At 33.5% G+C, this 24209-nt stretch carries 30 protein-coding genes; 13 read left to right on the top strand and 17 right to left on the bottom strand.

All coding sequences use genetic code 11. The features are described from left to right. Positions 1-162: 162 nt before the first annotated feature. The 3 genes from ACW9XH_RS03780 (at position 163) to ACW9XH_RS03790 (ending at position 1204) form a co-directional block, all read left to right on the top strand. Positions 163-339 (top strand): DUF1059 domain-containing protein, encoded by a 177-nt coding sequence (locus tag ACW9XH_RS03780; RefSeq protein ID WP_457759313.1) that lies wholly within the window; start codon positions 163-165, stop codon positions 337-339. Positions 340-433: 94 nt separating this feature from the next. Continuing rightward, positions 434-589, top strand: a complete 156-nt coding sequence (locus ACW9XH_RS03785; RefSeq protein ID WP_457759314.1) for a hypothetical protein — start codon at positions 434-436, stop codon at positions 587-589. Between the two features lie 6 nt (positions 590-595). Then, complete coding sequence (locus tag ACW9XH_RS03790) at positions 596-1204, top strand: CBS domain-containing protein (RefSeq protein ID WP_457759315.1); 609 nt, start codon at positions 596-598, stop codon at positions 1202-1204. 37 nt (positions 1205-1241) lie between these two features. On the opposite strand, the gene ACW9XH_RS03795 is transcribed toward ACW9XH_RS03790, so the two are convergent. After that, a complete protein-coding gene (locus ACW9XH_RS03795; protein WP_457759316.1) occupies positions 1242-1388 on the bottom strand; it encodes a hypothetical protein in 147 nt (48 codons plus the stop codon). Positions 1389-1935: 547 nt separating this feature from the next. On the opposite strand from ACW9XH_RS03795, the gene ACW9XH_RS03800 reads away from it, so the two are divergent. After that, complete coding sequence (locus tag ACW9XH_RS03800; RefSeq protein WP_457759317.1) at positions 1936-2505, top strand: hypothetical protein; 570 nt, start codon at positions 1936-1938, stop codon at positions 2503-2505. On the opposite strand, the gene mce is transcribed toward ACW9XH_RS03800, so the two are convergent. Genes mce through ACW9XH_RS03830 form a run of 6 tightly spaced genes read right to left on the bottom strand, consistent with a single transcriptional unit; the run spans position 2506 to position 8580 of the window. Next, positions 2506-2901, bottom strand: coding sequence for a methylmalonyl-CoA epimerase (mce, locus tag ACW9XH_RS03805; protein ID WP_457759318.1), 396 nt, complete (start codon positions 2899-2901; stop codon positions 2506-2508). Further along, a complete protein-coding gene (locus ACW9XH_RS03810; protein WP_457759319.1) occupies positions 2902-4503 on the bottom strand; it encodes an acyl-CoA mutase large subunit family protein in 1602 nt (533 codons plus the stop codon). It abuts the gene before it with no gap. Between the two features lie 4 nt (positions 4504-4507). Then, positions 4508-5428 carry a methylmalonyl Co-A mutase-associated GTPase MeaB gene (meaB, locus tag ACW9XH_RS03815; RefSeq protein ID WP_457759486.1) on the bottom strand — a complete coding sequence of 307 codons (921 nt, stop codon included), beginning with the start codon at positions 5426-5428 and terminating at the stop codon, positions 4508-4510. Positions 5429-5470: 42 nt separating this feature from the next. Beyond that, positions 5471-5878 carry a hypothetical protein gene (locus tag ACW9XH_RS03820; protein WP_457759320.1) on the bottom strand — a complete coding sequence of 136 codons (408 nt, stop codon included), beginning with the start codon at positions 5876-5878 and terminating at the stop codon, positions 5471-5473. Then, positions 5871-8372, bottom strand: a complete 2502-nt coding sequence (locus tag ACW9XH_RS03825) for a M1 family metallopeptidase (protein ID WP_457759321.1) — start codon at positions 8370-8372, stop codon at positions 5871-5873. The genes ACW9XH_RS03820 and ACW9XH_RS03825 overlap by 8 nt, the downstream gene beginning before the upstream one ends. Positions 8373-8418: 46 nt before the next feature. Next, entirely contained in the window at positions 8419-8580 is a 162-nt protein-coding gene (locus ACW9XH_RS03830) for a hypothetical protein (protein ID WP_457759322.1), read from the bottom strand. A gap of 118 nt (positions 8581-8698) precedes the next feature. Here ACW9XH_RS03830 and ACW9XH_RS03835 point away from each other — a divergent pair, with 118 nt between their 5' ends. Next, positions 8699-9283 (top strand): hypothetical protein, encoded by a 585-nt coding sequence (locus ACW9XH_RS03835; protein WP_457759323.1) that lies wholly within the window; start codon positions 8699-8701, stop codon positions 9281-9283. Positions 9284-9295: 12 nt separating this feature from the next. On the opposite strand, the gene ACW9XH_RS03840 is transcribed toward ACW9XH_RS03835, so the two are convergent. The 3 genes from ACW9XH_RS03840 to ACW9XH_RS03850 all read right to left on the bottom strand — a co-directional run bounded on the left by ACW9XH_RS03840 (position 9296) and on the right by ACW9XH_RS03850 (position 11001). Then, complete coding sequence (locus ACW9XH_RS03840; RefSeq protein WP_457759324.1) at positions 9296-9625, bottom strand: ArsR family transcriptional regulator; 330 nt, start codon at positions 9623-9625, stop codon at positions 9296-9298. 71 nt (positions 9626-9696) lie between these two features. Then, the gene (locus ACW9XH_RS03845; RefSeq protein WP_457759325.1) at positions 9697-10596 is read right to left on the bottom strand and encodes a transcription initiation factor IIB; all 900 of its coding nucleotides are present in this window, start codon (positions 10594-10596) and stop codon (positions 9697-9699) included. Between the two features lie 141 nt (positions 10597-10737). Then, positions 10738-11001: a hypothetical protein gene (locus ACW9XH_RS03850; RefSeq protein WP_457759326.1), complete on the bottom strand. Its 264-nt coding sequence runs from the start codon at positions 10999-11001 to the stop codon at positions 10738-10740. A gap of 101 nt (positions 11002-11102) precedes the next feature. On the opposite strand from ACW9XH_RS03850, the gene ACW9XH_RS03855 reads away from it, so the two are divergent. Beyond that, a complete protein-coding gene (locus tag ACW9XH_RS03855) occupies positions 11103-11525 on the top strand; it encodes a cobalamin B12-binding domain-containing protein (protein WP_457759327.1) in 423 nt (140 codons plus the stop codon). 9 nt (positions 11526-11534) lie between these two features. Here ACW9XH_RS03855 and ilvC read toward each other — a convergent pair whose 3' ends face one another. Next, positions 11535-12533, bottom strand: coding sequence for a ketol-acid reductoisomerase (gene ilvC / locus ACW9XH_RS03860; protein ID WP_457759328.1), 999 nt, complete (start codon positions 12531-12533; stop codon positions 11535-11537). Between the two features lie 668 nt (positions 12534-13201). Between ilvC and ACW9XH_RS03865 the strand changes: the two genes are divergently transcribed. Beyond that, positions 13202-13414: a hypothetical protein gene (locus tag ACW9XH_RS03865; RefSeq protein ID WP_457759329.1), complete on the top strand. Its 213-nt coding sequence runs from the start codon at positions 13202-13204 to the stop codon at positions 13412-13414. Positions 13415-13578: 164 nt separating this feature from the next. Here ACW9XH_RS03865 and ACW9XH_RS03870 read toward each other — a convergent pair whose 3' ends face one another. From ACW9XH_RS03870 to ACW9XH_RS03890, 5 genes are all read right to left on the bottom strand, one after another. Continuing rightward, positions 13579-13701 (bottom strand): hypothetical protein, encoded by a 123-nt coding sequence (locus ACW9XH_RS03870; RefSeq protein WP_457759330.1) that lies wholly within the window; start codon positions 13699-13701, stop codon positions 13579-13581. A gap of 34 nt (positions 13702-13735) precedes the next feature. Next, positions 13736-14656 carry an EF-Tu/IF-2/RF-3 family GTPase gene (locus ACW9XH_RS03875; protein ID WP_457759331.1) on the bottom strand — a complete coding sequence of 307 codons (921 nt, stop codon included), beginning with the start codon at positions 14654-14656 and terminating at the stop codon, positions 13736-13738. A 242-nt stretch (positions 14657-14898) separates the two neighbouring features. Then, positions 14899-15651, bottom strand: a complete 753-nt coding sequence (locus tag ACW9XH_RS03880) for a DUF726 domain-containing protein (protein WP_457759332.1) — start codon at positions 15649-15651, stop codon at positions 14899-14901. 2 nt (positions 15652-15653) lie between these two features. Next, the gene (gene metG / locus ACW9XH_RS03885) at positions 15654-17309 is read right to left on the bottom strand and encodes a methionine--tRNA ligase (RefSeq protein ID WP_457759333.1); all 1656 of its coding nucleotides are present in this window, start codon (positions 17307-17309) and stop codon (positions 15654-15656) included. Between the two features lie 37 nt (positions 17310-17346). Next, positions 17347-18588, bottom strand: coding sequence for an adenosylhomocysteinase (locus ACW9XH_RS03890; RefSeq protein ID WP_457759334.1), 1242 nt, complete (start codon positions 18586-18588; stop codon positions 17347-17349). Between the two features lie 75 nt (positions 18589-18663). Here ACW9XH_RS03890 and ACW9XH_RS03895 point away from each other — a divergent pair, with 75 nt between their 5' ends. After that, complete coding sequence (locus tag ACW9XH_RS03895; protein ID WP_457759335.1) at positions 18664-18966, top strand: Rieske (2Fe-2S) protein; 303 nt, start codon at positions 18664-18666, stop codon at positions 18964-18966. Positions 18967-19109: 143 nt separating this feature from the next. Beyond that, a complete protein-coding gene (locus tag ACW9XH_RS03900; RefSeq protein ID WP_457759336.1) occupies positions 19110-19493 on the top strand; it encodes a hypothetical protein in 384 nt (127 codons plus the stop codon). 256 nt (positions 19494-19749) lie between these two features. Here the strand turns inward: ACW9XH_RS03900 and ACW9XH_RS03905 are convergent, their stop codons facing one another. After that, complete coding sequence (locus ACW9XH_RS03905) at positions 19750-19983, bottom strand: hypothetical protein (protein ID WP_457759337.1); 234 nt, start codon at positions 19981-19983, stop codon at positions 19750-19752. Between the two features lie 426 nt (positions 19984-20409). Here ACW9XH_RS03905 and ACW9XH_RS03910 point away from each other — a divergent pair, with 426 nt between their 5' ends. From ACW9XH_RS03910 to cysS, 4 genes are all read left to right on the top strand, one after another. Further along, positions 20410-21258 (top strand): TrmB family transcriptional regulator, encoded by an 849-nt coding sequence (locus tag ACW9XH_RS03910; protein ID WP_457759338.1) that lies wholly within the window; start codon positions 20410-20412, stop codon positions 21256-21258. A gap of 24 nt (positions 21259-21282) precedes the next feature. Then, positions 21283-21408 (top strand): hypothetical protein, encoded by a 126-nt coding sequence (locus ACW9XH_RS03915; protein ID WP_457759339.1) that lies wholly within the window; start codon positions 21283-21285, stop codon positions 21406-21408. A 519-nt stretch (positions 21409-21927) separates the two neighbouring features. Next, on the top strand, positions 21928-22719 hold the full coding sequence (locus ACW9XH_RS03920) for an NAD+ synthase (RefSeq protein ID WP_457759340.1): 792 nt from the start codon (positions 21928-21930) through the stop codon (positions 22717-22719). A gap of 1 nt (position 22720) precedes the next feature. Beyond that, complete coding sequence (cysS, locus tag ACW9XH_RS03925; RefSeq protein WP_457759341.1) at positions 22721-24109, top strand: cysteine--tRNA ligase; 1389 nt, start codon at positions 22721-22723, stop codon at positions 24107-24109. Positions 24110-24209: the final 100 nt, after the last annotated feature.

Below are 24209 nucleotides of genomic sequence, written 5' to 3' on the forward strand. Positions count from 1 at the left end.
AGTCAAAACCAAAGTCAAAACCAAAGTCAAAACCAAAGTCAAAACCAAAGTCAAAACCAAAGTCAAAACCAAAGTCAAAACCAAAGTCAAAACCAAAGTCAAAACCAAAGTCAAAACCAAAGTCAAAGAAAAAATAAATAATTACTTTAATCTAAAATAGACATGACAAAAAGCATTAGTTGTTCAGACGCAGGTAAAGATTGTGAATGGTCTGCATCAGCATCCACTGAAGAAGAATTGATGGAAAAAGTTACTCAGCATGTTCAAGAAGAACACAAAGAAATTAAACTGAATTCAGAATCAATATCAAGCATCAAATCGCTCATTAAAGACATCTAAATGCAAAAAATACAATTTAATTTTTAAAATATACAACAATATCAAACTTGGAAATTACATCTTTGCTAATATTGTAGATATTAGATAGCAGTGCATGACATTTAACAAAGCATGTCCAATTTGTAATCAAAATTATTCTTCACTTGTCACATACATGTCTCATATCAAAAACAACCACAGTAAAGAACATCCAGAGTCATTTGTAAAAAAAGAAGGAGAATTAAAATGGACATTCAGAAATGATGACTGACACATAATGATTTCTGAAAATAAATTTTTAAGGCAATCAAAAGCATCTCTAAGTGGATTGTTACCGAGAATTGATTCAATAAAGCAAATTAGGCAAAAAATTGGCATCACTCAAAAAAAACTTGCAGCCATGACAGGGGTAAGTACTTCAATGATCAATCAAATTGAATCAGGCAGGAGTCAACCAAGTTACGATACAGCTAAAAAAATCTTTGAAAATCTTGCAAAACTAGAAGGAGAATCATCATCACATACAGCAGGAGATTTTTGCAGCAAGGATATTGTAAAGCTAAAACCAACAAATACACTTCACGATGCAATTAAAAAAATGCACGAATTGTCAATTAGTCAAATTCCTGTGTTTAATAATTCAGAGGCAGTAGGAGTGGTCTCCGAAGACGGGATTATCAAACATCTTGCAGATTTGGGAGAAACAGAATTAAAAAAAGCAAAGTTAGCAGATACGATGGACTCAGTTCCACCAATTGTAGATTTTGACACCCCTGCAAACGTATTAGTTCCTTTGATAAGATATTCCAAATGCATTCTAGTTTCAAAAAAATCAAAAATAGTTGGAATCATAACAGCATCAGATACTTTGAAAATGATGGAATAAAAAATTGAACTCCAAATCATTATTGTAAAAAAGTAACCTAGTCTAAAGGTAATTTTCTAAACTTTTCAGTCATTTTATCTAGTCTCGGCACATGCAAGGCATTCTTGTCAGAAGGAACAAATTTTTTTCTAAGATTTGAAATAGTATTTTCAAAAATTTCTATTTTTTGTTTTTTTGTTATCATACTCGATTAGGCAGTTCATCATACTTAAGGCAGGCAAATATCAGGACTCCAATATGCTTAAGTTTGCAAACTTTAAAGAAAATTTATGGATCTTAATGAAATACTCACTAAAGAAAGAGATTCTCTAAGAGATGAAAATATCGAACTAAGGAATAAGATAAAAAAATTGGAACTAAAAATAAAAGAATTAGAGAAAAAAGAATAATTATTGGACTAGGATTTGTGTTTTGCCCCATTTACTATCAAATTCTTCTTGAGTCATTTTGAGTTTGGATTTGCATTTAACACATCTGCGAAATTTATTGTGCTTTGAATACCTCCAAACATGAGGTTCGCTTATTTTATGGCAGTTCATACAGGACTAAGTTTCCTGTTAACTTAAGCGTATTGAATAGACAAGTATCTGTTCAGACAGATCACTTTAGTAGCAAAATAAAAGAGGTTTATTTTTTATTCGAATTTTCATGAGGATTTTCAGCATTTGTTGAGACATAGAAAGTTTACGAGTAAGATCATTTAACTTATGGTTTTCCAAATCAAATCCATATTGACAACTATTTATGATGATAAAATATTAGAAAATACATCCAACTGGAGAAATGTTAATTCAATAGTTCGGAAGGTGGGAGGAGACAAAACATCCATAGTTGCAGCCATTCACAGACTGGAGGAAATAGATTATCTTCAAATTAGCAAGGACAAAAACAAAATTTTATACAAAAGAAAGGATACTATGCAAAGCGAATTTGATTTTCTAAAAATGATGGAGACTTTAGAAGATAATCAAAAAACAGAACTAAATGTCATTAAACAAATTCCCACAATCATGATGGAAGATGGAAAGAGATTTAGAAAAAAAGGGCTAGACCTGCTAGAACATATTCAAGAAGAAGTCGATAGAGCCCACATGGCCATCATTAGAATAGATAATCAAGTTAAATCATCAATTATGCCCATTCCAATAGCCAAAGAAAGAAAAAAAATGCTAGACAAGTACATTGAGAAAATCATGTCCATCATTTTGAACAAATACAAAGAGAAGAACACCCAAATTGCAATACAAGAATATTTTCAAAATCACACTAAAGCATATGAATATAGAAAAACACTAAGTTAACTAATTAGGATGAGAGCACAGTTCTGTCAATACCCCTTGTAATGATTTTGGATGAATGAAAGTAACTTTAGTTCCAGCAGATCCAGGCCTAATATCACCTAAAAATTGAATTCCACACCCATCCATTCTCTCAACCTCACCTTCAATGTTATCAGTGTCTAATGCCATATGATGTAATCCTTGACCTTTTTTATCCAAGAATTTCTTTATTGGACTAGAATCATTTGTGGGTTGCATTAATTCTATACGTGCATTTTCTAAATGTAAAATAGCAACTTTAACACCTTCAGATTCTACTGTTTCAAATTCAACATTATCAACACCTAAAGCTTGCTGATAAATTTTAGCAGATTCTTCAACATCATTTACTGCAATTGCAATATGATCAATTTTCATCTAAAAGACCTCTTTCGGACGATATTCGCCAAACACTTCTCTGAACGTATTGCTAATTTCACCAGTTGTAGCAAATGCTTTAGCTGCAGTGACAATATAAGGCATCAGATTTTCTTCAGTATCAGCAGCATTTTGCATTGCAGACAATGCTTTTTCTAATTTTTTAGAATCCCGATCAGCACGCAGTTTTTTGAGTGCTTTCTTTTGTTGAATTTCAATTCTACCATCAATTCTTAGTAGTTCTGGTTGCTCTTCATCCTCAGCATACTTGTTTACACCAACAATAACCCTTTCACCATCATCAGTTTCTTTTTTCAAACGATATGCATTTGCACGAATTTCAGATTGGAAGAATCCTTTCTCAATTGCTTTTACAGAGCCTCCCATTTTTTGGATTTTTTTGAGATATTTCCATACATCAGCCTCGATTTGGTCACATAATTCCTCAAGATAGTATGAGCCAGCCAAAGGATCAGCAGTCTTTGTAATTCCACTTTCATGGGCTACAATTTGTTGAGTTCTCAATGCTATTTTTGCAGATTCCTGGGTAGGTAATGCTAATGCTTCATCACGGGAATTAGTATGAAGTGATTGAGTACCGCCAGCAACTGCAGCCATTGTCTGGATTGCAACACGAATGATGTTGTTGTTAGGTTGTTGAGCAGTTAATGATTCACCACTAGTTTGAGTATGAAATTTTAGTTGTAATGAACGAGGGTTTTTTGCATGAAACATTTCTTTTAATATTTTAGCGTAAACTTTTCTTGCAACTCTGAATTTTGCAACTTCTTCAAAGAACTCTATCGTACAGCAAAAGAAAAACGACAAACGTGGTGCAAAGTCATCAATTTTTAATCCCTTGTCAATACAAGTTTGAATGTATGCAATTGCATTAGCCAATGTAAATGCAACTTCTTGTGTTGCAGTACAACCAGCTTCTCTCATATGATACCCAGAAATAGATACAGGATACCATGAAGGAACCTTTTCTGCACAATATTCTATCATGTCACCAATTAATCGCATAGAAGGCTGAGGAGGATAAATGTAGGTGTTTCTTGCAATGTATTCTTTGAGAATGTCATTTTGAGTAGTTCCACGAAGTTCATGACTTTTGAATCCTTGTGATTCTCCAACTGCAATGTAATATGCCAAAAGTGTGGACGCTGTTGAATTAATTGTCATAGAAGAACTTACTTTTCCCAAAGGAATACCATCAAATGCAATCATCATATCTTTAATCGATGTAATCGATACACCGACTTTACCAACTTCACCTTCAGCTTGTGGAGAATCTGAATCATATCCAATCTGAGTTGGCAAATCAAATGCCATACTGAGACCAGTTTGACCCTTATCAAGCATGAATTTGAATCGCTCGTTGGTTAATTTTGCATCTCCAAATCCAGAATACTGTCTCATCGTCCAAAATCGTTCACGGAACATTTCAGGATGAATTCCCCTAGTGAAAGGATATGTCCCTGCATCTTCAGCAGTCCTTGTTTTTGAAGATTTTTGATAAATTCGTTTTACGAGATATTCAGAGTCAGTAAAGACTTTCTTTTCAGGAGTTTTAGATTTTGTAAGTTTTTTTGCAGCCATTTTATCACTTTACCAATGATTTTGTAATTTTATCCCCAGCTACGAATGGGTCTATGTCTTTAGATTGTAATTTTTTAAGATATTTGGAAAATGTTTTATCAGAAACTAGCAAGTCATCAATCTTTTCTTTGATGTTATTTAAAACAATATCCTTTAGTTCTGCTTCTAGTCGTTCCTTATCCTTTTCATCTTTGAATTCCTTTTTAGATTTCATCATATCCTTCAAAGTTTTAGCAAATACAGTTATGCCTGAATTGTTTTTTACAGATGTTTTTAGAATTACGGGCTTTCTATCAGAATCTCCAATAAAATCACGAACCGCATCAAATAGTTGATTCGTTCCGCTCAGATCACTTTTGTTAACTAGATAAATATCCCCAATTTCAGTCAAGCCTGCTTTGATTGTTTGAATGCTGTCCCCAGTATTTGGATTAAACACAACAACTGTAATATCGGCAATATTTGAAATTTCAACTTCAGTTTGTCCAGCCCCTACGCTTTCAATGATTATCGGATTAAATCCTGCAAATTCTAAAACTCGGATACTGTTACGTAAAGAGCGAGATACAGCCCCAGTTGCACCTCTTGATGCAATACTTCGAATATATGTTCCAGAATCAGTGGACTCACTCATTCTAACTCTATCACCCAAAATTGCCCCACCAGTAACGTGACTTGTAGGGTCAACGGCAAGTACTGCAGGTTTGGTACCTAATTTTTTCATGACCATTGCAGTTTTGTTGATTAGTGAACTTTTTCCAGCTCCTGCAGGACCTGTAATTCCAATTATTATCGAATTTCCACTAGATTTGAAAATTTTCTTTAGTAATTTTTTTGCTTCAGTTTGATCATTTTCAACAATAGATATTGCTTTAGCAATGGCTCCACGCTTTCCTTTTTTTAGATCAACAAGCAAATCCAAGATATATTAAATGATTTAGAGGTGCAATAAAATCTTGTGTTCGATCTAAGGTATAGAATAGATTACGGGGGGAATAGAATCACCTAAAGGATGAATTTCAGTTTTTAATTGAATGTGCCCTAATTCTTCATGATCAATTTCTAAAACAATTGGATGAATTGCCCAACCATATTTTGGCTCATGAGAGAATGGAACTATTTCAATAAACTCTGAATCTGAAAATTTTTTTTGAAAAGATTCATCCATGCCAAGAATCTCCATTACAACGGTGGCAGTCTTACCAGAAGTGTCAAGATAAGAAATCTCCACATATCCAGCATCATAATAAATTGCATCTACCTGAAATGTTTGACGAAGAATATCTTTATCATCAGATGCGCCACCAGTTAAAAATACAATTGCCAGTACAGTGAAAACTCCAAGAAATATTGGAGGTCCAAGTTTTTTAGCCATCTTTGAATTCTTTTCTCATACGTCTGAGGAATTTTGAATTTATTCTAATCCTTTCTAGAGTTTGCGATTGAGTGCGTTCAGTTCCAGGAGTAGGATTCTTTTTGAAAAATGTTTTAATTTCATTCTCCATAGAGTCATCTGCAATAGAGGTAATACTTGCTACAATTCTATTAAAAAGAGGATTTCCATGTCCAACTTTTTTGTTGATATTTTTCCAATTTTTCTTGAGCCAAGGCCACAGAACTTTATCGCCATACGGATTAGCAGCAACTTTCATGATTGGCAATTGCATGTTTTGAGAACGAACGTGAGGGGTTTGGGAGAAGTCAAGTGATTTTAATAGTAATTTTTTATCTTGGAATCCACATAATGCACCCAAGAATCGAAGTTTTTCCTCCATCGTTTTGGCATTCTTGTATAGTTTGGTTAGTTCAGCATGAGTTTTTGAATTTCCATTCCATGCAGCAACAGAGCAAATTGGTTCTATCAAATCAGGATGAATGGAACCTGGAGATTTTAAGAATTTTTTATATCGTCTTAATGCCTCATCAGTAACATCATCATCATTCATTTTACCCAAGACTGAAATTGCAAATCCACGCAGTAATGCATCTGTGTGTTTGTCAGATGATTGTGGCACCCATCCCAGATTAGACAGAATTTTTCTAAAGTAATTTACAGCATATCCGCGAATTTCTTCTATAAAGGGTTCATCGAATGCACGGAAATACAAGGATGCCAAGTTATGTGCAACATTAACAGATGCAAGATAACTATCTTCATCAAAATATGCATCTGAAAAATCAAGATAATTTCTGACTTGTTCATCTCCTGAAACACATAGGGAAAACAAATCGTTTTGGATTGCCCATCGATCAATTGCTGGGAGACGTTTTTCGTCTACTAGCATTTTCAAATCAAGTAAAATGCCTTCATCATATTTTACACGATAGAATCCTTTACGCCCATAATTTGCGACAAAGCCCAGAGTATTCTTAGGTAATTTTACAGACATTGATTTTGTAGTGAATAGTTTTTGAGAGATCTCACATTCCAATCCCAGAGACATAGGGATAGACCACAACCCCTTACTGAATTTTTTATCAGATTCAAGAAGATATCTTTTCTGTTTTAATTTTAGAGTATTTCCATCTTGATTTATTTCAACTAGGGGGAATCCAGGTTGCTTTAACCAAGTATTTACCATTGAAGAGACAGGCATTTTAGATGCCTTGCCAATTGCATCCCACAAATCTTGTCCACGGGCATTTTTATATTTGAAATCAGACAAATATTTTTTCAAACCTTTTTGAAAGTTTGGTTCACCAACATAATTCTCAAGCATTCGTAACACGCATCCACCTTTGTCATAAGAAATGGCATCAAAGATTTCACGAATTTCAGCAGGTGAATTTACTTGTACATCAATTGGATGAGTTGTTTTAAGAGAATCAAGACCCATTGCAACATTCATGGCATCTTCAACAAACTGGTTCCACAAATCCCATTCAGGATAGAATTTGTCAACAAATTTTGTTGCCATGAAAGTTGCAAAGCTTTCATTTAGCCACAAATCATTCCACCACTTCATCGTGACAAGATTTCCAAACCATTGATGTGCAATCTCATGTGAAATTACTTCAGCTATGAATTGTTTAGTTCGGGTGGAAGATGTTTTAGGATCATATAGCAAAATAGTCTCTCTGAATGTAATTGCTCCCCAGTTCTCCATTGCCCCTGCCGCAAAGTCTGGAACTGCAATCAAGTCTAGTTTTGGTAAGGGGTATTTTATTCCGAAATATTTTTCATAAGAAGTAAGAAGTTTCTTTCCCAAATCTAATGAGAATGCTCCTTTTGATTTGTTACCCTTTGTCGTAATTACTCTAATCTGAATTTTTCCAACTTTACCTGTAAGATATTCAAATTCTCCAACTCCAAGATAGATTAAGTATGTAGAAACAAGGGGTGTTTTTGAAAAATTGTAAAGCGTTTTACTTCCGATTTTTTTCTTAGATTTAATTGGCATATTTGAAATTGCAGTGAATTTGTTATCTGCAATTATAGAAATTTCAAAAGTTGCTTTGGCTTCAGGCTCATCCCAACAAGGAAATGCACGTCTCGCATCTGCTGCTTCAAATTGAGTAGTCGCAAGATATTTTGTTTTCCCATTTTGAACATATTGGCTACGATAAAACCCCAACAATCGATCATTTAGAATTCCTTGAAATTCTAAATCAATAGTAATTTCACCTTTAACTTTTTCAGATAATTTGATTTCCAATTCTTCTTTTTTCTCATTAATTTTTGGAGAAGACTTGATGGTTTTACCATTTGATCGTACTTGGCATGAGATGATTTTTAATTCTGCACAATGCATTGTAATGAAGTGAGTAGGCTTTTTACAATCAGCAGAGATAGACTCTATTCCATTAAATGTGAATTTTTTAAGATCAGGTTCAAAAGTTAATTTGTAATTTATTGGATTTACATCCATGATTCTGGTGCTTTGGTTACACTTTAAGTAGATTTTCTATTTTTGACTATATCCACGGATCAGATTTTTCATCCCAAGTAATTGCACTAATTCCATTATCAGTTAAAGTGTCACTGCTTTTAACAGAGGCCAATAAACATTCATCAGAACAATGAGTCATGTTTGAATTTTTCATGAATTTTTCACAATTTTCACAATATTTGCCCATATCTCAAGTTAACGAATTTAATTCATTTTAAAATAAAATACGATTATCAAATTTGAGAATGAATTTACAGTCATCAGCATACCAACTTTATATTCAATCAAATTCCGAGTTGATGTAATTGCCACCCACAATAAAACGTCAACAACATCCTCCAAAAAAAGAAAAAACACGTAGTGTAACTTATCGTCTACCTGTGAAACTAGTCGAAGAGATAGAAGCAGAGGCAATGAATAACAATATTTCTCACAATGTTATGGCAAGACAAATTTTAGAAAAATATGTCGAATGGGATAGATTTGCATCCAAAATCGGAATGATTCCAGTACCAAAGAAAATTCTAGACGTATTTGGAATCGAGATGGATGCCAAAGAGATTAATGAAATCATCAACGTAATAAAACCGATAATCAAGGATACGGTATTATTTGTCAAAGGAAAATATGATTTAAAAAGATGCATTGAAACACTTGAGGACTATATGCGAGCATCAGGGATGAAATCAGATCATAGAATCGAAGGAGAATTGCATCATTTCATCATCCAGCATGAATTAGGAGGCAACTGGTCAATATTCACAGAACAATTACTACAAGAGATATTCAAAGAATTTTTGCCAGATTCAAATATGAAATGTCAAACAACAGAATCAACAGTAATTGCAACGATTGCATTGGGTGCGGATTTTAGTGAACATAACTATTAGAGAAAAAATCAACTAATTGTGATTGAAAACCACATCCACGTCAATTTTCCCATCATGGAAACTAGTGTTTACTTCTTTGATTTTGCTCTTATACAAAAATAATCGCTTTCCCTCATCAGTTATTACACCAGAAGTTCGAATCATTTTTGAATCATGTAATTGTTGAATTCGTCTGTAAACAGTACTTAGAGGAATCTTTTTTTCTCTAGATACTTCAATTGCAGATTTGGGCACATCCATTATTGATTCCAATATAGATCTACAATATTTATCAGAAAGAATTTCAAGAAAAGATTCTTTTCTTTCTGGCTCTTCAATTTTTAGTTGATTGATTACTTGCATGATTTAACTATGTGAAATTAAGATATAACAACTAAGAAGACACATGTGTGCATTGCACTAGGAAAAAAGCATTATTTTGTTGCTTGATCTGCTTTCAATCCCTTGTAACGATTTCGGATGGTTACCTCGGTAACTCCAGCTGCTTCAGCAAGATCTCTCTGAGTAATTGAGACCCCATTCTTTACACATGACAGATAAAGTGCAGTTGCAGCAAGACCCATAGGATCTTTTCCTGCAGATTCTTTACGTTCTTGTGCCTCTTTGAGTACCTTTACTGCATAGCGTTTAGTTTTTTCAGATATCTCAAGTTTGCTAGATATTCTAGCAATACATTGAATAGAATCCACAACAGGCATTTTTAATTCTAATTCATGATGTAATAATCGATAACATCGTGCAATATCTTTTCGTTTAACATTTGCAGCATCTGAAACATCTTTTAAAGTTCTGGGCGTTTCAGTATCTCTACATGCAGCATAAAGGGATGCTGCAATCATTGCGGAGATAGATCTTCCACGAACTAATTTTTTTTCCAATGCTTTTCTGTAAATGTATGCAGCTTTTTCTAAAACATTGGCAGGAACTGAAACTTTATCTTTTAATTTATTCAAATCACTTAGAGCTTGTCTCAAGTTTCTATCAACAGGTGCATGAACTTGACTTCGGCTATCCCAAGTTCTTAGTCTCTCAATGGTACTTTTCATAGATGTTGAAAGAGGTTTTCCAGATGCATCTTTGTTGAGGGGATTAATTACAGTCGATAACCCCATATCATGTATCATGAGAGAAGATGGAGCACCAGTTCTTGCAGGGTCTGCACCGCCGTCTTTTTGAAATGATCTCCATTCAGGACCAGATTCCTGAGATTTTCCATCAAGCACATATCCACATTTTCCACAAAACTGTTCGCCTGTAACTTCGTCAGTCAGAAGAGAGTTCTTCCCACATCTAGCACAAGATGGAGTGTCCATTTAGAAAGCCACCCCATTTTTTTGAAAATTCATAAATGAAACATTAGAAGTGTTAGTACATTTTGACATAATTTGGAAGCATTTCTCAGCTATATGAAGGATGAGTATTTTCACAGAATTAGTGCAAAGTATTTTTACAAATTATACACTAACAGTGATTTCAGGTTGAGACATACCACCATAACCAGAATCAATAGTTTGTTTAGGATTCAAAGTGGTATCATGATGACAGGCCTTGTTACAAACAGGACAAAATTTTCTATCAAGCACAATGCATTGACAAATATGATTTTTCACATAGGCTTGGGCCGCTTGATTCCATTCTCCAGTACCATTACAATATACACAAATGTTCGTAGAAGAAGAACCTGCACCCTTACAAAAATCACATACATCCTCAGTCATATCTTACTGTCACTGTTGGGAGTTGAATCAATATATTTGGAGAGGGAAATAGATGGAAATCAAATAAACCTTTTAAAATATCCCAAAATACAACTATCATCATGAAGCAAAAAGCAGCATCAAGAAGCATCAAAATATTGGTAGCCAAGTTAGGACTAGACGGTCATGATAGAGGGGCTCTTGTGTTATGTAGAGCATTCAGAGATGCAGGAATGGAAGTAATCTATTCAGGTCTTTTTGCCACCCCAGACAGAGTTGCACAAATTGCAGAAGATGAAGATGTGGATGCAATAGCAATGAGTTTGCTAAATGGAGCACACGGAACACTCTTTCCAAGAGTAGTCAAGGCACTAAAAAAGAAAGGAATCAAAGATGTGCTAATAGTCGGAGGTGGAGTAATTCCAGAAATTGATCATGATGAACTTGTAAAAGCAGGGGTTGATCACGTATTTGGTCCAGGTACACCATTATCAACAATCATTGATCATATTACAACTGGAGTATCTAAATTAAGAAAAATATAAGAAAAAAGATTATTCTGTGGAATCAGGCCACATCATTTTGCGCATTTCTTTACCAACTTTTTCAATTTGGTGTTCGTCATATACTTTCATGTGTTTATCAAATGCATCTTTACCATTTTTCTGATATTCCGAAATCCATTCGCTATTGAATGTTCCATCTTGAATCATGGTGAGAACTTTTTTCATGTTCTCTTTGTTTGCAGAATCCATAACCATCGGTCCACGCGTTAATCCACCATATCTGGCAGTTTCACTTACACGTCTCCACATTCCATTAATTCCATATCTTTGAATCATATCTACAATGAGTTTGAGCTCATGTAAAACTTCAAAGTATGCAATTTCTGGTTGGTATCCTGCTTCAACAAGAGTTTCAAATGCATTTGTAACCATAGAAGCTGCTCCGCCACAAAGGTCAGCTTGTTCACCAAACCAATCAGTTTCCACTTCTTCTTTGAAAGCAGTTTTGATTAATCCGGCTCTTGCACTTCCAATCGCTTTTGCAATTCCCAATGTTCTATCCCAAGCTTTTCCTGTAAAATCTTGTTCAACTGCAACAATTGCAGGAGTTCCAAAATTATCAAGATATGTTTCTCGAACTTTAGAACCAGGTCCCTTTGGTGCAACCATGATTAAATCAACGTTGCTTGGCGCTTCAATCCATTTCCAATAGATTGCAGCTGCATGAGAAAATGACAATGCTTTTCCGTCTGAAAGATTTGGTCCGATTTCATCTTTGTATACTTGACCTTGAATCATGTCAGGAATCAATATGTGAACAATATCTGCTTGTTTTGTTGCATCTGCAACAGACATCACTTTGTGACCGTCAGCTTTTGCTTTTTTCCAGCTGTTACCGCCTTCTTTAAGACCAATTATAACATTAAGACCAGAGTCCTTCATGTTGTTAGCTTGTGCATCACCTTGAATTCCATAACCAATTACAGCAATTGTTTGATCTTTAATTGGATCAAGACTGATATCGGCATCTTTCCATGTTTTTGCCATGATTCTGACAAGAATATTGCAAATATTAACTAAATCAAATCAGAGTGCATCATCATACAATAATTCCAGATATTCGTGCTTTGATCCTAGAATTAGCCACAACAGAGATTCTCGAGTCATTTTTGAGTTTAAAATAATATTCACAATAATACTTGTTTTGTGTACTTTTTTTAATTTCATCTATAGAAATTCAAGTAAACTAATGAGCATGTATGGCAGCAAAGAAAAAAGCAGCAGCTAAAACTACAGCTAAAAAAGCTTCAAAAAAGAAATAGTGTTTTTAATTGGAGGAATAACAATCCTCTTTTTTTATTTTAAAAGTTCAGAATCAAAAAATTACCTTTAATGGATAATTCCTTCCTGAAGTTTATATCTAAAATATGAATAACTGAGATATGTTTCGTCTAAAAAAGAAAAAAAACATAGAAATGGAAGTTATCAGAATTCCAGCTTTTAGAATAGATTGAGCAATACTATTCAATCATGTTGAAATTTAGAATAAATTGTTCATCATGTTTATATCCTAGAATTATAACTCACATTTGCTATGAGCTACTCTCAAAAAGTTCAAGAGGATTACGATGGTTTCGACGATGAAGACATTGATTCGGAATCTGAATATGATTTTGAGGACTAAATATGAAATGCCAATGTAACACAGATAAGCTATGTCTGTTTCATTACATTTCAAACAATCCAGATTCTATAAAGCCAAAAAACTAAATGTGATTAATCCCATGACAAAAAACAATCCAGACAATGTTGAAGATACAATTGAGCAAAGATTCGAGAGTTTGTATCCCAATTACGACTATTCATTAGAATCATCACATAATGAAAAAGATACTAGAAAGAGAAAAAGAATGAAAAATATGTATTGATCCCATATGTTAGTGTCAACAAATACAAACACAGGATGTCAGAGCGTAGAAGAAATTGTTCATCTTGTTTATATTATAGAATTTTAACTCACATTTGCCGTTACAAGGTTTGTAGGTAAAACCCAATTGAATAAATTCATACGGAAAGAAAAACCTTCAATCAATTAAATTTCAATTATTTTATCACAGGAGATACATTTGACAATGACCTTTTCACCTGGAAGTCTAATGAATCGTTTTGATCCACATTCAGTACAAACAGGACAAGCACGTAATGGTTCCCCCATATTCTAAGATATCTTAGGATTCAATTAAATTGCACTATTGGATTGGACCGCTGCCAAGAATTCTAATGGTTGCAGATTCAGGTTTTAAAATAACAGCAATTTGGCCTTTTTTACAAACAATTGGTTTTTCAAATGCAAGTTTTAGGGGCGATATTGACAAGAATTTTGCAGCTTTAATTTGCAACCCTATACTAACTAGACATCCTTGATTTTCTGCAATATCATTTTTGTAAAAAGGACTCTTTTGAAAATCAAGTTCAATCTCAGTTTTAACATCAACTGCACCTTCTGTGGAAATTATATCTCCACGACTAACCTCATCAGGTTTTGCACCTTTAACGGCCAATCCAACTCGTGCCGGACATACAGACTCACTTACAGGATCATCATGCATCTGAATTGATTTAATCAAAACATCGATTCCTGCAGGATATAATTTCAAGTTATCATATTGTTTTACAGTGCCGTTTGTCACCTTACCTAGAATTACGGTTCCAACTCCCTTTACATCAAAACAATGATCAATCACCATTTCTGATGGATCCCCATTTGTGATAGGTTCCAATTTATCCATCGCTTCTTTAATTTTATCTTGATCAACTTTTTCATAATTTTCAACCACAGTTCCCTTGATCATGGCATCTAACTTTGATTCATCAACATCAAAAGTGTGAGACAGAATTCCATTTTCTTTTTTCAATGAATCAAGAGCAATTATTTGCTCACCTGTGAATTTATCTAATTTGTCAACATGTAAAATGACGTATTCTGCAAGATTGATTGCCTGAAACAAAGGCTGTATTTTGTCTGGAAATCCACTAGGAACAACCCAAGTTTTGATAACATCTGCCTCTTTTCGATCATAAAGAGTAAGATCAGTTTCGGTTCCTTTCTTTCCAAATTCTGATGCAATATCTTGTTTTCCTAAAACCACAAAATTTACAGATCTAACCATGATTTGTAAATAAAAAATCGAGCTTATGAAGTTTTGAATACATCACCTAAAAAAATCGAGGAACTAACAAGGATACTCTGAAAGATCTAGAGAGAGATCATGTTGTTCATCCAAAATATGAAGATGATATAAAATAGATTTATTGTTAGAAGAGCCCGAACTTATTTTCATAATAAAGTATGAATTTCATTTTTTATATAAAAAACTAACGTACGAATCATACTAAACCAACAGGTTAAGAGTTAAGGGTATGAATTCAAAACTTGAGCATAACTGGCAAAACGATGATTTTTGGGCTTGACTAATTTTTGATGATATTTTTGGATGGGCTTGCCAGTTGCACCGTTTAGACCCAGTGGGCCACGAACATACTTTTCGTTGTTTGCCCATAAAAGGACTTCATCTTTAGGAGCATAATGATTTATTATTTTTGAATTAATTGTAGATTTTAGGATTTTTCCATATTTTTTAGAAGATGGAACATCCCCAGTTATTGATGCACCGAATAGATATACAGATTCTACAATTCCAATATTTTTTTTCTTTTTTGCAAGATATTCCAAAGCACTCAAAATTACCTGGGAGCCTAAAGAATGTCCCATTAACCTTATCCTTGTTTTAGGACTGGTTGTTTTGAAATCTTCAATGAATGTTCCAAGATTTTTTCCATTTTTTATTGCAATTTTTTGACCTACTGCAAGAGCATGTTTTGCATGTTTTATTAAATGAGCACCAGTAGTGTTTGAATCATAACTAAATCCAATTACAGGATGAGCATATCCCAATTTTCGTAATTGTTTTTGAGCCAAAATAACTTTAGCAATAGCTCCCGCATTATCATTTCTTAATCCATGTATCATAATTGTAATTTCTTGTGAATTAATTAATTTTTTAAAATCATTTTTTGGATATGTATGATATGGATTGTTTTTCAATGTATTTCCATTAGAAAGATCATAGTACCCCCTGGTAGAAATTCTCGGTATTGGTTTCATAGTTACTCAGATGGACCTAATTGACTTTTGTGTTTTTCAATATCAGATTCTTCCACTTTGGCAAATATTGGCGATGCATCACCCAACATATGATTAGCTGAAATTCCCAATAAGGACATGTCACTCCACGAAGATTTGCTTATTTCTCCTTCCAATCCAAGTTGTTCCCAAATTTTTTGTGAAGATTCAGGTAGAAAAGAAAATAGGGCAATAGATAATGCGCGTGCAGCATTTACTGAAAGATACACACAGTTTGCAGTTCCAGGACCTTTTTTCCATGGCTCTTTGTGTTGAAAATATTGATTAAAAAAAGAGGAAAATTCCATGATTTTTTTCAAAGCCCTGTCAAGATGATTTTGTTCCATGAGTGAGCCTACACTGGAAGCAAGATTTTTTATTTTTTCTTCTGCTTCAGAATCTTTTTCATCAAATGAATCAGGTTCTGGAACTTTTCCATCAAATGCTTTTTTGGTGAATCCAAGTGCCCTATTAACAAAATTTCCAAGATTCCCAATCAATTCAGAATTAATTCTAGTTGTAAAGTCATCCCAATCAAAATTCAAGTCATCCTGAGAATAGGGATTGATAGAAACAAGATAGAATCGAAGATAGTCAGAGGGGTAATATTCTAAAAATTGTTTTAATCCGATATACCAATTCCTGCTTTTTGAAATTTTCTTAGATTGTAAAGTCAGATGCCCTCTAGTCGGGATGTAATCAGGAAGCTTGTATTCCAAATCAAGCCCCAGTCTCATTGCAGGTAAGAAAAGATAATGATGATACACAATATCTTTTCCAATGAAATGGTAAATATCAGCAGAATTCCAAAACTCTTTTCCATCCATCCCTTTATCATTAAGGAATTTCATTGCAGTAGAAATGTAAGCAAGATGGTTATCAAACCAACCGTAGAAGACCTTACCTTCTGCACCATCAAGAGGTACCGGAACCCCCCAAGGGATATCTCTTGTAATATCCCAATCAATCAATCCAGATTTGATCCAATTCTGAACATATTTTTTAACATCTTTTTGTAGATTTTGATTTTCTTCCAACCATTTTGTTAAAGAATCACCAAAGTTCGTGAGTTTAAAAAAATAATGTTTTGTTTTTTCTTTAGTTGGAGGTTGTCCACAAAGAGAACATTTTGGATCAGTGATTTCATCAGGTACACGTCCACAACTTTCACAAAGATCAGAATATTGATCCTCGGCCTTACAATAGGGACATATTCCTTTCACATATCGGTCAGGCAGAAATTTTTTATCATTAGTACAATAGAATTGGATGATTTCTTTCTCGTAAATATGCCCAGAATCATTTAATTTTTTAAAGACATCTTGAACAAAGGCAATATTTTCAGAAGAACTAGTTTTGTAAAAATAATCAAATTTAATATTAAATGCTGTAAAATCATCATAATCTCGCTTATTCCAATGAGCCACATATTCGGCAGGGGTTTTACCTTCTTTTTCAGATTGAATTAGAATTGGAGTCCCAAAATCATCGGACGCGCAAACATAGTATGACTCTACTCCATTCATTTTCAAGAATCTGTTAGTTACATCTGCTGGAAGGTAGGTGGATGCAACATGTCCTAAATGAATTTCCCCATTTGCATAAGGCAATGCACTTGTAATGATAGCTTTTTTGTTCATGTAATATTAGTCAGTGGCGTGATTGAGGTTAAGAAGTTTACCAGTTGTTTGCATACTTTACTTGTTCAGGAGTTAATTTATCAATTTTAACATCCATTGCACTTAGTGCATCAACTGCAATTTGTTGATCAATTTCCTCAGGGACATCGATAATTTTGTTTTCCATCTTTTTATGATTTTTAAGAATATACAAAACAGAAAGTATTTGATTTGAAAACGATTGCGCCATAACTTCAGGAGGATGTCCTTCCGCTGCAACCAAGTTTGCAAGACGACCTTGCCCAATAAGATATACTATTTTTCCATTACTCAAAGTGCATTCATCAAGATTTGGTCGCACCTCTTTAACAGATTTGGAAGATTTTAACAAAAATTTACTGTCAATTTCAACATCAAAGTGACCAACATTACCCATAATTGCACCTGATTTCATTTTCAGAATGTGTTCTTTTCTAATCACACTAGTCATACCAGTACATGTGACAAACATATCACCAATCTTTGCAGCTTCACTCATAGGCATTACTTCAAATCCATCCATGTGAGCTTCAAGAGCTTTAATAGGATCAACTTCAGTTACAATAACTTTAGAGCCCATTCCATTAAATCTAGATGCGACACCACGACCTACCCATCCATAACCAACAACTACAACACGTTTTGAGGCCATCAGAAGATTCATTGCACGAAGATACCCATCGATGGTACTTTGGCCAGTCCCATATCGATTATCAAACATATGTTTTGTGTATGCCTCATTAACTAAGATTACAGGATAACGTAATTTCCCTTGATTTTCCACAGCTCTAATTCTAGTAACACCAGCTGTTGTTTCTTCAGTCGCTCCAAGTATTTCCAAGTCTTTAAATCGTTTATCAAAATGTGCTTTGATGTTCATATCAGCACCATCATCGGTAAGAATAGTTGGTTTGTGTTTTAGGACTTGATCAATACACCAATCATAGTCTTTGACTGATTGCCCATGCCATGAATAAACGTGAATTCCCTGAGATGCCAAAAATGCAGCAATGTTGTCTTGAGTAGTGAGAGGGTTTCCACCACAACATGCAACTGTAGCTCCCAATTCTTTAGCACCCATCAATAAAACAGATGTCTCTTTGGTAATGTGAAGACAGAACCCAAGTGTGATTCCCTTTAGAGGTTTTAATTTTTTATATCGATTAATTGTATTATCAAGAATTTGCATATGAGATCGAGCCCATTCATAAGATAGTTTACCTTCTTTGATTAATTTTGGACTGGATTTTACTTTACTCAACAAACACACTCAACTTGAGGGATATATGACTCTATCATGCGAATGTAAATAAATGACAAAGATATCAGAAATTTATTGACTTGGAAGAAAATTGCAGACAAAGGAGCAGTAGAGGCAGGCAAAGGCAAAGCTTTCAAAATAGACGGTAAACAAATTGCAGTTTTCAACCAAGGAGGATACCATGCAATGGATGATCTTTGTGTTCACCAAGACGGATCAATTGCACCAGGTAAATTAGATGGAGACATTGTAGAATGTCCACTGCATTTTTGGCATTACAACATCAAGACAGGAGAACTGACAGACTATCTCAAAGATGTGAAACTTGAAACATATCCAGTACAAGCCAGAGATGACGGAATCTACATTGACATTTAGTTAGAAAAAGACCTGTAAATTTGAAAAAATACCACACAATATCAGGCGTTGACTGCGTAATATTTTGAGAATACAAAAAAGACTAATTTCTAAAAATTGGATATTCGCACCCATCTTTTATTGTTAAAAAACAATCTATAACGTTGAAAAAGAAAATAATATTCTCAATTTTAGTAGGAATCTTAGCGATAGGCATCACACAGTCTTCACTATCAGAAGAATCTAAAGAAACATCACACATTGCAGTAGATACAGAAGAATTTCAACAACCCAAATCAAAATATGATCCTCAACAAATCAGAATTGTCGGCCATATTGCAGATTATTCTAGAGGAGAAAATGTAAACATCACAATGATAAAACCAAACGGAGTTCAAGAAGAAATCAACATATTTGCCACAAAGAAAGGTAATTTTCAAACATTGATTCAGATTACAGAAGATTCCCAAATTGGCATTCATGAATTAATTTTGAATTATCATGAGGAAGACATAGCATTCACATTGTTTAAGATCTTAGAAAATTAAATGCAAGGAGAAGGGACAAAGTTCCTCCTCCTGCTAGGTATGGGTTATGTTGGGCACAGATTTTATCTGTAATATTACTATACAGAATCAGTATAAGGAATATTGTGTGTTCAACTAATGTTCACACCGCTTTATATTATACAAAAGCTAGTTTTTTGTTCGTAATTTACAAGAATCTTGAAGGGGAATTTCAATTCAACAATAAGCAGTTTATGGCAAAAAACACATCACAAAATTATGGCTTTTAATACAACAACTATGCGTTTTCAGATAATTTACGAATATGTGATTTGAGGGATTCCTGAGATGCCAAATTTAATGCTTTTTGCATTTCTTTTTTGTATGCTTCAGTGTTTTTCTGAGTTTTCTTAATTATATCACATTCATTGACTATTGGCAATATTTTGAAATTTTTGTATTGCTCGTATGTAAGAATGCAAATATGATATTTTTTATCATTTTTGAATTTGTATTTTATTTTAAATGACATGAAAAATATTATTTTCATACTATATTTAACTGAAATTTGAGATTCTAGAAATGTTTGTTCAAATGAACAAACAATATGTGAAATTTTTATCTTATTGAACTATGTTTGATTTTTAACAAAATTTCTATAGTCATCTTTTGTAAATCTTCTATTTCGAGGCTAGTTTCTAACTGTCTGTACATAAATCAAATAGAAATAATTTGTAAATAACAATATGTAATTTCATTTTGTTACAGTTTTTTTTATCAATAGTTAAGAGTTAAATACGATCAATTTTTGATCGCAATATTGTTCTTTTATCAAAACCCCTCTTTTCAAAGGGTTATTTTTAACAGCGATTTTGATACATTTTTTCCAAAACAGAACCAATTTACAACAAAAATTTCCTTTCTTCCTATAACTATCAACAAACTACGGTAATTAGCAATGACTGAAGTACAATCCATATCCCTATTTGATAATGAATCAGATACTGCAATGTACAAGCATAAACTTACTCTTGAGAAAATCCGCGATGAACTAATTAATTTTGGTCTAACTAAAAGTCAAGCAAAGGTGTTCATCTATCTTGGAAAGTATGGATCAAAGACTGCATCTGACATATCAAAAGCACTGCAATTGCCTAGAACTGAAACATATCATCTAGTTAATTCTCTTCAAAACTTGGGGTTGGTTGTTGCAGAATTGGTACACCCTACAAGATACACTGCAATGGATATGAAAAAGGCAGTCTCTACACTAGTCAAACAAGAACAAGAGAGAATAGATGTTCTTGCAAACAAGGAAGAATCACTTTCAGAGATGTGGAAAGAAATTCCATTTTTTGCAGTAGAAACGGATGAATCAAAATCAGAAAAAATGCAATTGCTTCATGGAACAGGTCCGATTACAAACAAAATCAAAGACATGGTTGGAACTAGTTCTGAAGAAATCAAAATCTATGGCAGTGTTTCAGATTTACTTCGAATGTATCATTCAGACGTATTTGATTGGATTGAAACATCACCATCAGAATGCCACATTGTAGTTTCACCATTAAATAAAACTCCTGAATTTCTATCTGAGATAAATTCTAATTCAATCAAAGCAATATCCTCAAACTCTGAAAACAAATGTTTTGTAATAAATGACAAAAAAGAAGTGTTAATTTTTATGAGAAATGCAAATCATCCAACAAGACAGGTTTTTGCTTGGTGGTCTGATTCTGAAACATTAGTTGACATGATGGATTCTTTATTTGATTTGTCATGGGAAAAAGGCGAACAGTTGTACTAGAAAATAATTTGGAATGAGTGTATTTTGACGAAAGATTCTGGACAAGATTACAAGGAAACAATGCAAGAAATGTTACTTGAATTAAAAATCAAGACAGACAAGTTGATGAAAAAATTCAAAGAGCAATCCAAAAAAGACAAAGTCAAGTAAAAAATCAATCCAACCGCAGACAATTCTGCAATCAATAGATTGATGATTACAACAGATTTCCCAGTTTGTGACTATCCAATATTTTAATTATGGCTATTTGTGGTCATATGTCAATCTGAGATCAATTTGTGCTCATTGTGGCAAATCATTTGACGAGGAGATACAAAGTTTTGTTCTCAAGGTTGTAGATATTCATACATTATTGCAATAGATAAAAGAACCAGAGAAGCAGTAAAAGACGATCCTAGTTACACAACTAAAATGAGTTCAAGTGATTGATCTCAGCAGGGATTTATGAGAAATTATATTTTAGGGTTAAATTTCAAGTATAGAATAAAGTTTCATTGTTAAATTTTCAGGAGTCCTGAACTAATTCGACAAGTCACCTGAGGGCTTTTAAAAATTAGTCGTTGTAAAAAAAATTGTTTAAAATATGCGTAGTTTGTGTGTTCAAAATGAACTAATCTAGATTTAGTATTGGGAATAAGTTTTATTCACATGTATTCTGCAAACTAGTTGTTGAATCAAGACATCGTAAACGAAATCACAGACCAAGATTACTCTGCAATTACTGAAACAATTGAGAAATTTGTATCCGATCAGATAGAAAAAAATCATACTAATGGAGTCATTTTTGGATTAAGTGGGGGGATAGACTCAGCAGTGATAGCTTACATTTGTAAAAGAAAACTAAAAGACAAAACACTTGCATTAATTATGCCAGATACATCAATTACGCCAAAATCAGAAACAGAAGATGGACTCAAAATGATTGCATTAACTGGGATAGAATACAAGTTAATTGACATCAAACCAATCATAAATGAATATTCAATGTATTTAGAACCAAATCAAAAAGCTAAAGGTAATCTTCGAGCTAGAGTTAGAACAAATATGCTGTACTATTATGCAAATGCCAAAAATTATCTTGTTTTAGGATCAAGTGATAAAAGTGAATACAACGTAGGGTATTTCACAAAATTTGGAGATGGGGCATCAGATATTACTCCGATTATTTCTCTCTATAAACTACAAGTAAGAGAAATTGCAAAATATTTAGGAGTTCCAGATAACATCATTGCCAAGAAGAGTAGTCCTCATCTTTGGAAAGATCATGAGGCAGAAGAGGAGTTAGGCACATCGTATGAAGAGATAGATTCCATTCTATATTGCATGATTGAAAAAAAACAATCAATAGAAGAAATAGAAAAAACAACTAAAATAGATAAAATTACAATAGAAAAGATTCAGCAATTACACATAAACAGCGAACATAAAAGATCATTGCCTCAGAAACCATATAGAGAATAAGATGAAACTATTAGACACATTATCCAAAGTAGAACAAGAGGTAGATATCTCAAAAAAGGTCAAAATTTATCTTTGTGGAGTCACAGTTTATGATGAATCACATATAGGTCATGCAAGAACAATCATAGTTTTTGACGTACTGAGAAAATATCTAGAAAATAAAGGAATTAAAATTGAGTTTATTCAAAATTTTACAGATGTAGATGATAAAATCATAAATCGGGCAAATGCCGAGAATAAAACAGCTGATGAAATTAGTAGTAAATATATTAAAAATTACTTTGTAGATTTTGATGGATTAAACGTTAAACGTGCAACAAACTATCCAAAAGCAACTGAGCATATTGAGGAGATTATCAAATTTATTGGAAAATTAATTAAAAAAAACATTGCATACACTTCAAAAAACGGAGTGTATTTTTCAGTTTCAAAATTTTCAGGATATGGGAAGTTATCTAAAAAGAAAATAGACGAGCTTCAATCAGGTTCAAGAATTGAAATAGATGAAGAAAAAAAAGATCCTTTGGATTTTGCAGTTTGGAAATTATCAGACACAGAACCTACATGGGATAGTCCATGGGGCAAAGGGAGACCAGGATGGCACATAGAGTGCTCAGCTATGAGCATAAAATACCTAGGAGAGAATTTTGATATCCATGGAGGAGGGCGAGATCTTATTTTTCCACACCACGAGAATGAAATCGCACAATCCGAATCTTGTACAGGTGTTCAATTTGCTAAAATTTGGATGCATGTTGGAATGGTCACAATAGATGGTGAAAAAATGTCAAAATCCATCGGAAATGTAAAATCAATCAAACACGTCTTAGAAAACTGGGGGCCAAATGTCATCAGATTATTCTGTTTGTCAGGACATTACTCCAAACCTATTGATTATTCCGAAGAGATGCTAAAAGAGAATCTCATAAAATGGAGGCAGGTAGAGACTTGTCATTATGAGTTGATTCATGCAAATAATCAAAACAGTGAAGAAATCGATGATCTAGTCAACAAACTAGGCAGGGAATTTGACGCTGCATTAGATAGTGACTTTAACACGCACCTAGCATTATCGGCATTTTTCCAAATAGTAAAAGAAACAAACAGATTAGCTGCAGAAGAAAGACTTGGAAAAGACAACAGTGATACAATAAGAACAGAATTAAAAAGAATGTTAGAAGTCCTAGGATTGCAAATTCCAGAAATAACAAATAGTCAAAAAGAAGAAATTGACAAATTGATCATCGATAGAGAAAAAGCAAGAAAAGAAAAGCAATTTGAAAATGCAGATAAAATAAGAGATAAACTAAATGAAATGAATATTGAGTTAATTGATCATAAAGGAAAAACAATTTGGGTGCGCAAAGAAAACATTAAAGCTGAAAAATAAAACTTAGTCAACACTAATTAGTTCATACCAACATAACTCACGCCTAAAATAATTAGGACAGTCTAATTAGGTGAATCTAATTTTCAAGGTGTTTAATAGA

The sequence above is a fragment of the Candidatus Nitrosopumilus sp. bin_32a genome (genome assembly GCF_054095935.1).

What these genes read in the sequence shown, in the direction of transcription:
- ACW9XH_RS03785 (WP_457759314.1), top strand. Translation starts at nt 434, where the DNA reads ATGACATTTAACAAAGCATGTCCAATTTGTAATCAAAATTATTCTTCA.
- ACW9XH_RS03850 (WP_457759326.1), bottom strand. Translation starts at nt 11,001, where the DNA reads ATGACTGAGGATGTATGTGATTTTTGTAAGGGTGCAGGTTCTTCTTCT.
- ACW9XH_RS03875 (WP_457759331.1), bottom strand. Translation starts at nt 14,656, where the DNA reads ATGGTTAGATCTGTAAATTTTGTGGTTTTAGGAAAACAAGATATTGCA.
- ACW9XH_RS03870 (WP_457759330.1), bottom strand. Translation starts at nt 13,701, where the DNA reads ATGGGGGAACCATTACGTGCTTGTCCTGTTTGTACTGAATGTGGATCA.
- mce (WP_457759318.1), bottom strand. Translation starts at nt 2,901, where the DNA reads ATGAAAATTGATCATATTGCAATTGCAGTAAATGATGTTGAAGAATCT.
- ACW9XH_RS03855 (WP_457759327.1), top strand. Translation starts at nt 11,103, where the DNA reads ATGAAGCAAAAAGCAGCATCAAGAAGCATCAAAATATTGGTAGCCAAG.
- ACW9XH_RS03840 (WP_457759324.1), bottom strand. Translation starts at nt 9,625, where the DNA reads ATGCAAGTAATCAATCAACTAAAAATTGAAGAGCCAGAAAGAAAAGAA.
- ACW9XH_RS03830 (WP_457759322.1), bottom strand. Translation starts at nt 8,580, where the DNA reads ATGGGCAAATATTGTGAAAATTGTGAAAAATTCATGAAAAATTCAAAC.
- cysS (WP_457759341.1), top strand. Translation starts at nt 22,721, where the DNA reads ATGAAACTATTAGACACATTATCCAAAGTAGAACAAGAGGTAGATATC.
- ACW9XH_RS03795 (WP_457759316.1), bottom strand. Translation starts at nt 1,388, where the DNA reads ATGATAACAAAAAAACAAAAAATAGAAATTTTTGAAAATACTATTTCA.
- ACW9XH_RS03905 (WP_457759337.1), bottom strand. Translation starts at nt 19,983, where the DNA reads ATGTCATTTAAAATAAAATACAAATTCAAAAATGATAAAAAATATCAT.
- metG (WP_457759333.1), bottom strand. Translation starts at nt 17,309, where the DNA reads ATGAACAAAAAAGCTATCATTACAAGTGCATTGCCTTATGCAAATGGG.
- ACW9XH_RS03845 (WP_457759325.1), bottom strand. Translation starts at nt 10,596, where the DNA reads ATGGACACTCCATCTTGTGCTAGATGTGGGAAGAACTCTCTTCTGACT.
- ACW9XH_RS03825 (WP_457759321.1), bottom strand. Translation starts at nt 8,372, where the DNA reads ATGGATGTAAATCCAATAAATTACAAATTAACTTTTGAACCTGATCTT.
- ACW9XH_RS03910 (WP_457759338.1), top strand. Translation starts at nt 20,410, where the DNA reads ATGACTGAAGTACAATCCATATCCCTATTTGATAATGAATCAGATACT.
- ACW9XH_RS03810 (WP_457759319.1), bottom strand. Translation starts at nt 4,503, where the DNA reads ATGGCTGCAAAAAAACTTACAAAATCTAAAACTCCTGAAAAGAAAGTC.
- ACW9XH_RS03865 (WP_457759329.1), top strand. Translation starts at nt 13,202, where the DNA reads ATGTCTGTTTCATTACATTTCAAACAATCCAGATTCTATAAAGCCAAA.
- ACW9XH_RS03820 (WP_457759320.1), bottom strand. Translation starts at nt 5,878, where the DNA reads ATGGCTAAAAAACTTGGACCTCCAATATTTCTTGGAGTTTTCACTGTA.
- ilvC (WP_457759328.1), bottom strand. Translation starts at nt 12,533, where the DNA reads ATGGCAAAAACATGGAAAGATGCCGATATCAGTCTTGATCCAATTAAA.
- ACW9XH_RS03790 (WP_457759315.1), top strand. Translation starts at nt 596, where the DNA reads ATGATTTCTGAAAATAAATTTTTAAGGCAATCAAAAGCATCTCTAAGT.
- ACW9XH_RS03880 (WP_457759332.1), bottom strand. Translation starts at nt 15,651, where the DNA reads ATGAAACCAATACCGAGAATTTCTACCAGGGGGTACTATGATCTTTCT.
- ACW9XH_RS03780 (WP_457759313.1), top strand. Translation starts at nt 163, where the DNA reads ATGACAAAAAGCATTAGTTGTTCAGACGCAGGTAAAGATTGTGAATGG.